Source organism: Pseudooceanicola nitratireducens, from assembly GCF_900109195.1.
GTDB lineage: Bacteria > Pseudomonadota > Alphaproteobacteria > Rhodobacterales > Rhodobacteraceae > Pseudooceanicola > Pseudooceanicola nitratireducens.
The window spans coordinates 271,720-284,754 of the sequence record NZ_FNZG01000001.1; the positions used below are offsets into that span (position 1 = coordinate 271,720).

Sequence of the window (13,035 nt, forward strand, 5' to 3'; positions counted from 1 at the left end):
CACTCTGGAGAGTGGCGCATCCGCGCCCGCCGAAGGGATAGCGATCTCAGGCACAAGGACAGAGGGGGCATCGACGCACGGGCCTTGCGCATCGTGCAACGCGATGCCCGGCGCTTTCCGGGATGGGAAAGGGCCGCAATGAGTGATCTGATCAGCCTGCCGCTGAATGACCTCCACGTTGAACTGGGGGCCAAGATGGTGCCCTTCGCCGGATATTCGATGCCGGTGCAATATGCCGCCGGGGTGATGAAGGAACATCTTCACACCCGCGCCGCCGCCGGGCTGTTCGACGTGTCGCACATGGGGCAGGTGCTGCTGAAGGGCGATCCCCGCGCCGTGGCGCTGGCCTTTGAAGCCCTGATGCCCGTCGACGTGCTGGGCCTGCCCGAAGGCCGCCAGCGCTATGGGCTGCTGACCAACGATCAGGGCGGCATCCGCGATGACCTGATGTTCGCCAACCGGGGCGATCACTTGTATGTCGTGGTCAATGCGGCCTGCAAGGCGGATGACATCGCCCATATGGGCGCCGGAATGCCGGGGGTCGAGGTGATCGAGGTCACCGACCGCGCGCTTCTGGCGCTGCAGGGGCCGGGGGCCGAAGCCGCGCTGGCCGCGTTGAACCCCGCCGTGACCGAGATGCGTTTCATGGATGTGCGCGATGTGGAGCTCTGCGGCGCGACCTGCTGGGTCTCGCGCTCGGGCTACACCGGCGAAGACGGGTTCGAGATTTCGGTGCCCGAAGAGGCGGCCGAGGATCTGGCCCGCGCCCTGCTGGCACAGGACGGCGTTCTTCCGATCGGTCTGGGCGCGCGCGACAGCCTGCGGCTGGAGGCGGGCCTGTGCCTCTATGGCCATGACATCGATATGGACACCAGCCCTGTCGAGGCCGCGCTGACCTGGGCGATCCAGAAGGTACGCCGCACCGGGGGCGACCGCGCCGGTGGTTTCCCGGGGGCCGACCGCATCCTGCGCGAACTGGCCGAGGGCCCGGCGCGCAAACGTGTGGGCCTGGCCCCGCAGGGCCGCGCCCCGATGCGCGAAGGCGTGGCGCTGTTCGCCGATGACGCCGCGGCCGATCAGATCGGCACCATCACCTCGGGCGCTTTTGGGCCGACGGTCCAGGCCCCGGTGTCCATGGGCTATGTCCCCATTGACATGGCCGCGCCCGGCACGATCATTTCCGCGGAACTTCGCGGCAAACGCGCGCCCGTGACGGTCGCCACACTGCCCTTCACCCCCGCGAACTTCAAACGATAACCCCAGGGAGTCCCAAGGATGAAATTCACCGAAGAACACGAATGGCTGCGGCCCGAAGGCGACGAGATCGTCGTGGGCATCACCGAACACGCGGCCGAGCAGCTGGGCGACATCGTCTTTGTCGAACTGCCCGAAGCCGGCACCGAGGTCAGCAAGGACGACGAATGCGTCGTGATCGAATCGGTCAAGGCCGCATCCGACATCCTGGCCCCGCTGGACGGCGAGATCACGGAAGTGAACGAAGCCCTGGTCAATGATCCCGGCAAGGTCGGCGAAGACCCCCTGGGCGACGGCTGGTTCTTCAAGATCAAGCCCGCCGATCCGTCCCAGATGGACGACTACATGACCGAGGCCGAGTATCAGGACATGATCTCCTGATCAGGGCCCTTGGCCCCCGCATCGTCGGGGGCCGTCCGACGCCTTTGCCCCCCGCATCGTCGGGGGGTGCCCCCGCCTTTCCCGCTGCCTCTAACCGACCGGATGCCATGACCTTTACCCCGACCGATTACGACGCCTACGACTTTGCCAACCGCCGCCACATCGGACCGTCCCCGGCCGAGATGAAGGACATGCTGGACGTGATCGGCGTCGGGTCCCTGGACGATCTGATCGACCGCACGGTGCCCAAGACGATCCGCCAGCAAAAGCCCCTGGATTTCGGCGCGCCGCTGTCGGAAAGCCAGCTTTTGGACCGGATGCGCGCGGTGGCGGGCAAGAACAAGGTTCTGACCTCGCTCATCGGGCAGGGCTATCACAACACGGTCACGCCCCCGGCGATCCAGCGCAACATCTTTGAAAATCCCGCCTGGTACACCGCCTATACGCCCTATCAGCCCGAGATTTCCCAAGGTCGGCTTGAGGCACTGTTGAACTACCAGACGATGATCTGCGACCTGACGGGCCTGGACATCGCCAATGCCTCGCTTCTGGATGAATCCACCGCCGCGGCCGAGGCGATGACCATGGCGCAGCGCTCGGCCAAGTCGAAATCCAACGTCTTCTTTGTCGATGAGGCCTGCCACCCGCAGAACATCGACGTCATCCGCACCCGCGCCGAACCCCTGGGCATCGAGATCCGCATCGGCCGCCCGTCTGACCTGAAGGCGGACGAGGTCTTTGGCGCGATCTTCCAGTACCCCGGCACCAACGGCCTGCTGCGCGACTTCACCCCGCAGATGGAGGCACTGCATGCCGCAAAGGCCATCGGCATCGTCATCGCCGACCCCATGGCACTGTGCCTGCTGAAGGAGCCGGGCCAGATGGGGGCCGACATTGCCGTCGGCTCGACGCAGCGCTTTGGCGTGCCGCTTGGCTATGGTGGCCCGCATGCCGCCTACATGGCCTGCCGCGACGCGCTGAAACGCGCCATGCCAGGCCGGATCGTCGGCGTGTCCATCGACGCGCGTGGCAACCGGGCCTACCGCCTGTCGCTACAGACCCGCGAACAGCACATCCGCCGGGAAAAGGCGACCTCGAACGTCTGTACGGCGCAGGCGCTGCTGGCTGTCATGGCCTCGATGTACGCGGTCTTCCACGGTCCGTCGGGGCTGAAGGCGATTGCCCAGGGCATCCACGCCCGCACCGTCAAGATGGCCGAAGGGCTGCGCAAGGCGGGCTTTGACGTCTTCCCCAAGAAGGTCTTCGATACGATCACGGTCGAGGTCGGCGCTTTCCAGGGTGCGATCCTGAAATCCGCCGTAGAAGAGGGGCTGAACCTGCGCAAGGTGGGCGACAACCGCATCGGCATCACCCTGGACGAGGTCACCACGGCCGAGACCATCGCCGCCGTCTGGCGCGCCTTCGGCATCACCACGCCCGTGCCCGAGGGCACCAGCTATGATCTGCCCGACGCGCTGGTGCGCGAAAGCGATTACCTGACGCACGAGATCTTCCACATGAACCGGGCCGAGACCGAGATGATGCGCTACATGCGCCGTCTGTCGGACCGCGACCTGGCGCTGGACCGGGCGATGATCCCGCTTGGCTCCTGCACCATGAAGCTGAACGCCGCGGTCGAGATGATGCCCGTCAGCTGGAAGGAGTTGAACGCCCTGCACCCCTTCGTGCCCGCCGACCAGGCCGAGGGCTATACGGAAATCCTGGGCGATCTGTCCGCCAAGCTGTGTGCGATCACCGGCTATGCGGGCTTCTCGATGCAGCCGAATTCCGGCGCGCAGGGCGAATACGCAGGGCTTCTGACCATCCGCAACTACCACATCGCCAATGGCGAAGGAGAGCGTGACGTCTGCCTGATCCCGATGTCGGCCCATGGCACCAACCCGGCCTCGGCCCAGATGGTCGGCTGGAAGGTGGTGCCGATCAAATCGGCCGCCAATGGCGATATCGACCTGCAGGATTTCGCCGCCAAGGCGCATGAACATTCCGCCCGTCTGGCGGCGGCGATGATCACCTATCCCTCGACCCATGGTGTGTTCGAGGAAACCGTGACCGAGGTCTGCAAGATCGTGCATGACCACGGCGGCCAGGTCTATATCGACGGGGCCAACATGAACGCCATGGTGGGCCTGTCGCGCCCTGGCGACCTGGGCGGCGACGTCAGCCACCTGAACCTGCACAAGACCTTCTGCATCCCGCATGGCGGCGGCGGCCCCGGCATGGGTCCGATCGGCGTTCAGGCGCATCTGATCCCGCATCTGCCCGGCCACGTCGAACAGGGCGGGGATCGGGCTGTGTCGGCCGCGCCCTATGGCTCGCCCTCGATCCTGCCGATTTCCTGGGCCTATTGCCTGATGATGGGCGGAGAGGGGCTGACCCAGGCGACCCGCGTGGCGATCCTGAACGCCAATTACATCGCGGCCCGCCTGAAGGACGCCTATCCAATCCTTTACAAGGGGCCCCTGGGCCATGTGGCGCATGAATGCATCCTGGACACCCGGCCCTTCGCCGATCACGGCGTCACGGTGGAAGATATCGCCAAGCGCCTGATGGACTGCGGTTTCCACGCGCCCACCATGTCCTGGCCGATTTCCGGCACGCTGATGGTGGAGCCGACGGAATCGGAGACCAAGGCCGAGCTGGACCGCTTCTGCGACGCCATGCTGGCGATCCGCGAAGAGATCGCGGATGTGGAAAGCGGCAAGCTGACCCGCGACGCCAGCCCCCTGGCCCATGCGCCCCACACGGTCGAGGACCTGGTCGGCGACTGGGGCCGCGCCTATTCCCGCGAACAGGGCTGTTTCCCGCCCGGCGCCTTCCGCGTCGACAAATACTGGCCCCCGGTCAACCGCGTCGACAACGTCTGGGGTGACCGCAACCTGACCTGCACCTGCCCGCCGATGAGCGATTATGCGGAGGCTGCGGAGTAATCGGGACTTGGGTGCCCCTGCCTGAGCGTTGCTTTGGGACGTAGAGGGAGGCAGGGGGCCTTCTGCCCCCTGCGCCACGACTGCCGAAGGCAGTCATGGCTACCCCCGAGGATATTTGAGAAAACCAAAGAGGGGCTGGGGTTTCCGGCCCCTTTTGTTTGGCCCCTCTTTTCGTTTTGACAGGGTCTAGTCGGCGGCGCGCAGCACGCGGGCGGGGCGTGCGGCGAGGGGGCGCCAGGCAAAGGCCAGCCCGGCGAGGAGGTTGGCCAGAAGGCCGCCCAGCACGATGGCGAAGGCATTGCCCCAGATGATGGAATAGTCTGTCTCCATCACGAAGGTGCAGACGGCCCAGCCCCCGGCGATGCCGGCGGTCAGGGCGACAGCGCCGGCACCTGCGCCCAGAAGCGCCGAGCGCAGCGCCAGGCTGTGCAGGATGCGCGCGCGGCTGGCGCCCATGGTCTTCAGGATCGCGGCCTCGTAAACCCGGTCGCGTTCGCCCGAAAGCGCCGCGCCGATCAGCACCAGGAAGCCCGTCAGCAAGGTCGCCGCCGCCCCCCAGGAGGTGGCCGAGGCGATGCCCGCCAGCAGCGTCGCCACCTGGTCGATGGCGTCGCGCACCCGGATCGCGGTGACGTTGGAATAGGCTTGGCCCACGTCGCGCAGGATGGCGGCCTCGGCCTGTTCTTCGGCATAGACGGTGGCGATGAAACTATGCGGCGCGCCCGACAGGGCCGAGGGGTTCATCGCGGTGATGAAGCCCATGCCGGCGGTGGAAAAATCGACCTCGCGGAAGGACGTGATCGTGCCGGTGATGTCGCGGCCGAGGATGTTGATCGTCATCTCATCGCCGATCCGCAGGCCCATTTCCAGCGCCTCTTCGGCAGCGAAGGAGATCTGCGGCGGGCCGTCGTAATCTTCGCCCCACCATGTGCCTTCGGTCACGGTGGTCGTCTCGGGCAGGGGGCCGGAATAGGTCACGCCGCGGTCACCGCGCAGAACCCAGTGATCGCCCGCGACCTCGCGCGCGGGGCGGTCGTTGATCCGCGTGATCACCCCGCGCAGCATCGGCGCGTGATCCACGCGGGACACGGCGGGGTCGGTCTCGACCCGGTCGAGGAAGCCGTCGATCTGGTCCTTCTGGATGTCGACGAAGAAATAGCTGGGCGCTCGGTCCGGCAGTTCGGCGGTGATCGCGCCGCGCAGGTTGCCGTCGATCTGGCCCACGGCGGCCAGCACCGCCAGCCCAAGCCCAAGCGACAGGACCACGGGCAGCGCCTCGCTTCGCGGACCGCCGATGGCCGCCAGCGCCCATCTGAGCGGCGCGCGCCCCCGCGCCAGGGGCTGCGCCCGGCGTGCCAGCGCCCGCAGCCCGGTGCCCGCCAAGGCCAGGAGGATCAGTGCGCCCAGGATCCCGCCCGAGGTCCAGAGCGTCAGTGCCCAGGTGTCCGAAAACACCGCCGCCAGGGCCACCAAAAGCACCAGAAGCGCCACGATCACCGCCAAGTAGGGCAGGCGCGGCAGCGCCCGGCCCGCCGACAGCGCATCGCGGAACAGCGTCGCGGCGCGGATGTCTTCGGTGCGTGCCAGCGGCCAGAGGGTGAAGATCAGCGCGGTCAGCAGGCCGTATAGCGCGGCCTCGGCCAGCGCCCCGGGGTAGAGGCCAAAGCGTGCCGGCACCGGCAGCTGATCGGCGATCACCGGGGCCAGCGCCAGCGGCACCAGCCCGCCCAGAAGAAGGCCAAGGGCGATGCCCGCCAGCGCCAGCGCGCCGATCTGCAGGAAATACGTCAGGAAAATCAGCCGCCGCGTCCCGCCCAGGGTGCGCAGGGTCGCAATGACCGATGTCTTGCGCGCCAGATAGGCCCGCACCGCCGCCGAGACACCAACCCCGCCCACGGCCAGACCCGAAAGCCCGACCAGCACCAGGAAGGCCCCCAGACGATCGACAAAACGCGCCACGCCCGGCGCGCCGTTGCGGGCATCGCGCCAGCGCAGGCCGCTGTCGGAAAACCGCTGTAACGCCTGGGCCTTGACGGTGTCCAGCACGGCACCTTCGGGCAGGATCAGGCGGTATTTGCTGTCGAAGAGGGTCCCGGGCTCTAGCAGGCCGGATCCGGACAGATCCGCGCGCCGCACGATCAGACGCGGCCCAAGGCCGAAGCCGCCGGTGGCGCTGTCGGGTTCACGCTCCAGCACGGCGGCGAGGATGAATTCCTTCGAGCCAAGGCGCAGCATGTCGCCGGGGGACAGCCCAAGCCGGTCGGTCAGCAGCCGTTCCGCCACCACGCAGGGCCGCGCCGGGTCGCAGTCAAAGGCCTGGTCCAGCGGCATGGCGGGGGACAATTCAACCTTGCCCACAAGGGGATAGGCATCGTCCACCGCCTTCACCTGGGTCAGGGCGCGGTCCACCGTGCCATCGGGCAGGGGCACCGTCGCCATCGACCGGAAGTCCGCGATTTCCGAGACCGAGGCGGCGTTCAGCTCCATCCAGCCGCGCTCTTCCTCGCTGGCGAACCGATAGGTGAAACTGACCTCGGCATCGCCGCCCAGAAGGGCTGCGCCCTCCTCGGACAGGCCGGTTTCGATGGCGGCGCGGATGGATCCGACGCCGGCGATGGCCGCAACCCCCAGGGCGAGACAGGCCAGAAGGATGCGAAAGCCCGACAGCCCGCCGCGCAATTCGCGGGCGGCAAAGCGGGCGGCCAGGCGCAGATCGCGCGCCAGGCTCATGCCGCGGCCTCGGCGCGGTCCAGCAGCCCGTCGCGAAGCCGGATCACCCGGTCACAGCGGTTGGCCAGCTCGGGCGCATGGGTCACCAGCACCAGCGTCGCGCCGTGGCGGTCGCGCAAGCCGAATAGAAGGTCCATGATCGCCTGGCCATTCGGCCCGTCCAGATTGCCCGTCGGTTCATCGGCCAGAAGGATGTCGGGCCGCGGGGCCGAGGCCCGGGCCAGCGCCACCCGCTGCTGTTCGCCGCCCGACATCTGCGCCGGGTAATGATCGGTGCGCGCGCCAAGGCCCACGGCCTCCAGCTCCGCCCGCGCGCGGTCGAAGGCATCGGAAACGCCCGCCAGTTCCAGCGGGGTTGCGACATTTTCCAGCGCGGTCATTGTGGGAATAAGGTGGAAGGATTGGAAGACCACCCCCATATGATCCCTGCGGAAGCGGGCCAGCGCGTCTTCGTCCATTGCGGTCAGATCCTGCCCCAGGGCACGGATCGTGCCGCCGGTGGCGCGTTCCAGCCCGCCCATGAGCATAAGGAGAGACGACTTGCCCGACCCCGAAGGCCCGATCAGCCCGAGTGTTTCGCCCCGGTTCACCGACAGCGTGATCCCGCGCAGGATGTCGACCGGCCCGGCATTGCCGTCCAGTGTCAGCCGCGTGTCGGTCAGAGAGAGGATCGGGTCGCTGGCTGGTGTCGTCATGAAAACTCTCTGTGGTCTGCGGCGTTCAGGCTCATATGGGCGTTTGATCCCGGGGGGCAAGGCGCAGGCGGGTATTAAGCGGCGCGAACCCGGGTTTGGGGGCGTTTCGGGCGGTCTGGCGGCGCTTTTCCTGGGCTTTGCCGCATCTTTCGGCAGTGCCGTCCAGGCCGAGGAGGTCCGGATCCTGGCCCTTGGCGACAGTCTGACCCAGGGCTACGGCCTGCCGGTCGAAGAAGGGTTCGTGCCGCAGCTTCAGGTCTGGCTGCAGGCGCGCGGCCATGACGTGGTGATTGTGAACGGAGGCGTGTCCGGCGACACCACGCGGGGTGGGTTGGCGCGGGTCGACTGGTCCCTGACCGAGGACATCGACGCGATCATCGTCACCCTTGGCGGCAACGATGTGCTGCGCGGTCTGGACCCCGAGGAAACGCGCCGGAACCTGGATGGCATCCTGAAGGCCGGGCAGGCCAAGGGGGTCGAGATTCTGGTGATCGGCCTGCAGGCCTCGGGCAATTACGGGCCGGAGTACAAGGCGGCCTTTGACGCGGTGCACCCCGATCTGGCCAAGGCCTATGGTGCGCTATACGTGCCGAATTTCTTTGCTGGCCTGATGGGCGAGGGCGCGGACCCCTCGGAGGCGCTTGGCCTGATGCAGGCGGACGGGATCCATCCCTCGGGCGAAGGCGTGGCGCGGATCGTCGAGGAGCTGGGCCCGAAGGTCGAAGAGCTGATCGGCCGGGTCGAGGCGGGTGAGGGGAGTTGATTTCTTCCGCCGTGATTGGCGGTCAATGATATGTCCCTCCGGGCGGCCCGCCGGGCAGCGGCCCGTTGCCCGGCAGGCCAGTGCGTCTATTAGCTGAGAGGGTGGGCTCACTCAGGTTCTGTCGCCATAGCCCTACGCGATTTCCAATCCTGAGCCGGTTCTCTTTGCGGCTGACGAAGTGCCGCGGCGGATATGCGGTCCACCTGAGCCCCATCCTGACTGCCGACGGTTCAACAGATGTCCCGCCCGGCGGCACGCCGGGCAGCGGCCGTCCGCCCCCCTGGGCGGCCGCTTCGCAGCCACCCGCGGACGACCGCTGCCCGGGGTCTGTTTGCTTGATCAAACGAAACCGGTTTGGCGTTGGCACGAGAAAGTCGATGGACACGCCCCGGCGTCTCTCCGCAGGAATGATCCGCGGCCCAAACCCAACTCAGTCCCTACCGCCCCGTCACGCTCCGCATGACAAACCCCGGTACCTTCTTGAAGGTGGCCCAGGCCAGGGCGGGGTATTCGATCTCTCCGGCCATCAGGCGCAGGTACTGGTGGCGCACCGTGCCCGACCCCTTGAAGGCGCGATAGAAGGCCCCCCGGAAGGCGCGGCCAAAGATGATCTCGCGGATCCAGTTGGCGTGGAACATGGCGCTATGGATCGGCCGCAGCTTCTGCTTGTAAAGCGTCAGGGCGCGGGGCGGGTGGTTGGCGGCGATCGCCTCGGCCGCGGCGGCCCCGGCGAAGGCCCCCGATTGCATGGCATAGGCGATGCCCTCTCCGGTGATGGGATCGACCAGCCCGGCGGCATCCCCGGCCAGCAGCACCTCGCGCCGGCCCGGCCAGCGGCGCACATCGCCAAACGGCAAAAACGCGCCCTTGACCCTGTAGCCCTCGCCCAGGCCAAAGATCTCCTGATACGCCTGCATCTTGGCCTTCATGTCCGGGTTGCGCCCGTGCACGCCGCCGATGCCGATGGTCGCCGACCCGGCCTTTGGGAAGTTCCAGCCATAGCCCCAGTCGGCGGCACCGAAGTCGATCCGCACCGGCGCGTCGGGCGCGGGCACCGGGCCTTCGATCTCTAGCCCGAAACCGATGCGGTCGTGATCAAACGCCTGCCCGTACAGCGCCCGCGCCACGCCGGAATTCGCCCCGTCCGCGCCGATCAGCACGCGATAGCCGATCTGCACCCCGTCCTTCAGGGTGACGACCTGCGAGTCCAGATCCAGCGCCTCGCAGCCGGTGCCGGTCAGATCCTCGGCCCCCGAGGCCAGCGCATGCGCCACGCACGACGCATCCAGATCCCGGCGCATGGTCATGTGGATGGGGGGGATATCCTCGATCCGGGCCAGCTCCTGCCCCTCGGCATGGAATTCCACCGCGCGCTTGGTGATGATGATGTCACCCGCGATCGGCGCGCCGAAGATCTGTTCGTAATACTGGTAGCTGCGCCCGGTGAACCCGCCGCCACACAGCTTTTCACGCGGAAACTTGTGCTTGTCGACCAGCGCCACCCGCAGACCGGCCCGTGCGGCCACATGGGCGGCGGCCGCCCCGGCGGGGCCTCCGCCGACAACGATCACGTCAAAAATATCCATCTGCCGCCAGCCCTGCGTCTACAGCCCGAAAAAGTCCCTTACGTCATCGAAAAGATGCGGTTCTGTGACGAACAGCAGATGACCCTGGCCCTCATACAGGCGGAAGGCGTCAGCCTGCAACCGCCTGGCGTAGCGGCGGGTCAGACCGGGCGAGAAGACGGAATCCTCGGCCCCGTGGAAAAAGCCGATGCGCATGTCGGCCACGTCCTCGGGATGTTCGAACCGCCAGGTCAGAAGATCGGCGGTATGGGCCATGGTCATGCCCTTGGGCGGCGTGGTGATCTGCCCCCGCTGCAGCGCGGCCAGCTGGCGGCTTTGCTCGGCCAGTTCGTCCTGGTCAAAGTGGCGGCGGCCATAAAGCAGGGTGCGGTAATTCTCGACCCAGGTTTCATCCAGTCCCGGCTGTTTCGCCCGCAACGCCGCCTTCAGCACGTCCCAGGCCCCCCGGACCGAGGCGATCGAGGCCGCCGGGCTGTCGCTGGCCGAGGAGATCAGCGCGATCTGCACCTCCTTTGCCTTTAGCCGCCGCGCGGTTTCCAGCGCGATCGGCCCGCCTGTGGAATAGCCGATCAGATAAACCTCATCGACCTTGAGGCGGTTCAGGGCACGGGCGATCATCGCGCCGCTGTCGACGATATCCACCCGGTGATCCAGGTCCAGCCCGTCGATGCCCGGAAAGCGGTAGGCGATCACCGTGCTGTCGGGCACCTGCCAAGACATCACCGGCGCAAACAGCTGGACCGAAGCATGCGCCCCGGGGATCAGCACCACCGCGCGTTTCACCCCGACCTCTGCCTTGCCGTCATGCACGATCGGCTGCACGCCCGCACGCTGCGGCGGCGGCAGGTTGGAACAGGCCCCAAGCGCGGCAAGGGCCGTCAGGGCTAGGATCAGCAGGAAACGATGCGCCATGGGCAGGGGGGACCGGGGGAAGATGTCGATTGAGGCTCAACATAGCCTTGCGCCGGGGAATGGCCAGATGCCATGCGGGGCGGGGCCTTTTCCTTGCGGGAAGGCGCACATATATCGGTTTGCGAATGTGGATCCGGCCAGGGCCGGGACCCGAGATCTGGAAAGGGCCTGAAGATGAGCGGCAAGAAACTGACCTGCCTGGACTGCGGCCAGGTGAACCGCGTGCCGGCCGAAAGGCTGGCGCAATCCCCCAAGTGCGGCACCTGCGCCGCAAAGCTGATGTCGGCCAAGGCGGTCGAGGTTGATTTCGACACGCTGCAGAAGGCCGCGCGCACCGATGATGTGCCGCTGATCGTGGATTTCTGGGCCCCCTGGTGCGGCCCCTGCCGGATGATGGCGCCCGAGTTCTCGAAGGCGGCGCAGGTGCTGTCGGGGCAGGCGCGGCTGGTCAAGCTGAACACCGAGGCGCACCAGAAGGCCGGCACCGCCTATGGCATCCGTGGCATTCCCACCATGGTCGCCTTTGCTGGCGGTCGCGAACGCAAGCGGCAGTCCGGTGCCATGCCCGCCCAGGCCATCGTGGACTGGGCCAGGGGATAACGGGGCAAAGGGCTGAACGGGCCAAGCGTCCCGCCAAAAGAAAACCGCCCGGGGACTGATCGCCCCGGGCGGTTTTTATACATTTCAGGCGGTTACTGAAGAACCGTCACCTTGGTGCCCAGATCGACCCGGTTATACAGGTCGATCACATGGTCATTGATCATCCGGAAACAGCCCGAGGACGCCATCCGCCCGATCGACTTCGGCGCGACCGTGCCGTGGATGCGGATATAGGTGTCGCGGTTGCCCTCATACAGATACATCGCCCGCGCCCCCAGGGGGTTGCCGGGGCCACCGGCCATGCGGTCCTGGTTGCCCTCGAACTTGCCATAGGCGGCGGGGTCGCGCTTGATCATCTCGGCCGTGGGGCGCCAGGTCGGCCATTCGACCTTGCGCTTGATGGTCGCAGTGCCGGTATAGCCCAGCCCCGGCTTGGCCACGGCGATGCCATAGCGGATCGCCTCGTTCGGGGCGGTGACGTAATACAGATAGTAGGCCCGCGGCAGGATCACGATTTCGCCCGGCTGATAGCGGGCGGCGATCCGCACATTCGTCGGCTGCAGGTTCTTCGGCGGCGTATAGGCCAGCGCAGGCAGCGGCAGGGCCGAGGAGGCCGCGGCTGCTGCGGCGGCGGTCAGAAAGGTGCGACGTGCGATCATGGGGCAGCCTCTGTTGGAACGGGGAACGCCTGACAGTCTGCCATGGGGCGTTTGATTCGTAACGGCTGGAAAACCCGACTTGTTCCGGCCCCACCCCCGATCTGTGTCCCTTTGGTCACGCCTTGGCGGTCACAAAAGGGTGAAGCTTCAGGCATTTGCGCAAAGGAAAACGCCCGCAGGGGTCCCACGGGCGTTTAAAATCCATGTGCGGGGCCGGGCCATCGGCGCATGCCGGGCCCGAACCACCTGACCTGCGATCAGAGCAGGGCCAGATCCACGGCGCTTTCGCGGCCGTCACGGCCTGCCTGCAGCTCGTAGCTGACTTTTGCGTTGTCCTGCAGACCGGTCAGACCGGAACGCTCGACCGCAGAGATGTGGACGAAGATGTCCTTGCCGCCGTCTTCGGGTGCGATAAAGCCGTAGCCTTTGGTGGTGTTGAACCATTTCACGGTGCCAGTGGCCATGTCCGTGTACTCCTGTTTGATGCCGCCCGCGTTGGTGCGACGG

General features: G+C 66.9%; 11 protein-coding genes and 1 riboswitch. Of the genes, 5 read left to right on the forward strand and 6 right to left on the reverse strand.

Going from position 1 to position 13,035, the window contains the following annotated elements; genetic code table 11:
* A riboswitch (glycine riboswitch) is annotated at positions 1–66 on the forward strand.
* 72 nt (positions 67–138) lie between these two features.
* The 3 genes from gcvT to gcvP all read left to right on the forward strand — a co-directional run bounded on the left by gcvT (position 139) and on the right by gcvP (position 4,583).
* On the forward strand, positions 139–1,257 hold the full coding sequence (gene gcvT / locus BMX99_RS01325; RefSeq protein ID WP_093446182.1) for a glycine cleavage system aminomethyltransferase GcvT: 1,119 nt from the start codon (positions 139–141) through the stop codon (positions 1,255–1,257).
* 18 nt (positions 1,258–1,275) lie between these two features.
* Positions 1,276–1,635 (forward strand): glycine cleavage system protein GcvH, encoded by a 360-nt coding sequence (gene gcvH / locus BMX99_RS01330; RefSeq protein ID WP_093446184.1) that lies wholly within the window; start codon positions 1,276–1,278, stop codon positions 1,633–1,635.
* 107 nt (positions 1,636–1,742) lie between these two features.
* Positions 1,743–4,583 (forward strand): aminomethyl-transferring glycine dehydrogenase, encoded by a 2,841-nt coding sequence (gene gcvP, locus BMX99_RS01335; protein WP_093446186.1) that lies wholly within the window; start codon positions 1,743–1,745, stop codon positions 4,581–4,583.
* A gap of 186 nt (positions 4,584–4,769) precedes the next feature.
* Here gcvP and BMX99_RS01340 read toward each other — a convergent pair whose 3' ends face one another.
* A complete protein-coding gene (locus tag BMX99_RS01340; RefSeq protein ID WP_093446188.1) occupies positions 4,770–7,313 on the reverse strand; it encodes an ABC transporter permease in 2,544 nt (847 codons plus the stop codon).
* Positions 7,310–8,008, reverse strand: a complete 699-nt coding sequence (locus BMX99_RS01345) for an ABC transporter ATP-binding protein (RefSeq protein ID WP_093446191.1) — start codon at positions 8,006–8,008, stop codon at positions 7,310–7,312. The genes BMX99_RS01340 and BMX99_RS01345 overlap by 4 nt, the downstream gene beginning before the upstream one ends.
* On the opposite strand from BMX99_RS01345, the gene BMX99_RS01350 reads away from it, so the two are divergent.
* A complete protein-coding gene (locus BMX99_RS01350) occupies positions 8,007–8,771 on the forward strand; it encodes an arylesterase (RefSeq protein ID WP_093446193.1) in 765 nt (254 codons plus the stop codon). The genes BMX99_RS01345 and BMX99_RS01350 overlap by 2 nt on opposite strands.
* 437 nt (positions 8,772–9,208) lie before the next feature.
* Here the strand turns inward: BMX99_RS01350 and BMX99_RS01355 are convergent, their stop codons facing one another.
* Both BMX99_RS01355 and BMX99_RS01360 read right to left on the reverse strand, forming a co-directional pair.
* Positions 9,209–10,357, reverse strand: coding sequence for a geranylgeranyl reductase family protein (locus BMX99_RS01355; RefSeq protein WP_093446195.1), 1,149 nt, complete (start codon positions 10,355–10,357; stop codon positions 9,209–9,211).
* An 18-nt stretch (positions 10,358–10,375) separates the two neighbouring features.
* The gene (locus BMX99_RS01360; protein WP_244525618.1) at positions 10,376–11,269 is read right to left on the reverse strand and encodes an alpha/beta fold hydrolase; all 894 of its coding nucleotides are present in this window, start codon (positions 11,267–11,269) and stop codon (positions 10,376–10,378) included.
* Positions 11,270–11,443: 174 nt separating this feature from the next.
* Here BMX99_RS01360 and trxC point away from each other — a divergent pair, with 174 nt between their 5' ends.
* Positions 11,444–11,869, forward strand: a complete 426-nt coding sequence (trxC, locus tag BMX99_RS01365; RefSeq protein WP_093446197.1) for a thioredoxin TrxC — start codon at positions 11,444–11,446, stop codon at positions 11,867–11,869.
* Between the two features lie 92 nt (positions 11,870–11,961).
* On the opposite strand, the gene BMX99_RS01370 is transcribed toward trxC, so the two are convergent.
* Together BMX99_RS01370 and BMX99_RS01375 are read right to left on the reverse strand one after the other, a co-directional pair.
* A complete protein-coding gene (locus BMX99_RS01370; protein WP_093446199.1) occupies positions 11,962–12,528 on the reverse strand; it encodes a L,D-transpeptidase in 567 nt (188 codons plus the stop codon).
* 257 nt (positions 12,529–12,785) lie between these two features.
* Complete coding sequence (locus BMX99_RS01375) at positions 12,786–12,992, reverse strand: cold-shock protein (RefSeq protein WP_093446201.1); 207 nt, start codon at positions 12,990–12,992, stop codon at positions 12,786–12,788.
* Positions 12,993–13,035 lie beyond the last annotated feature (43 nt).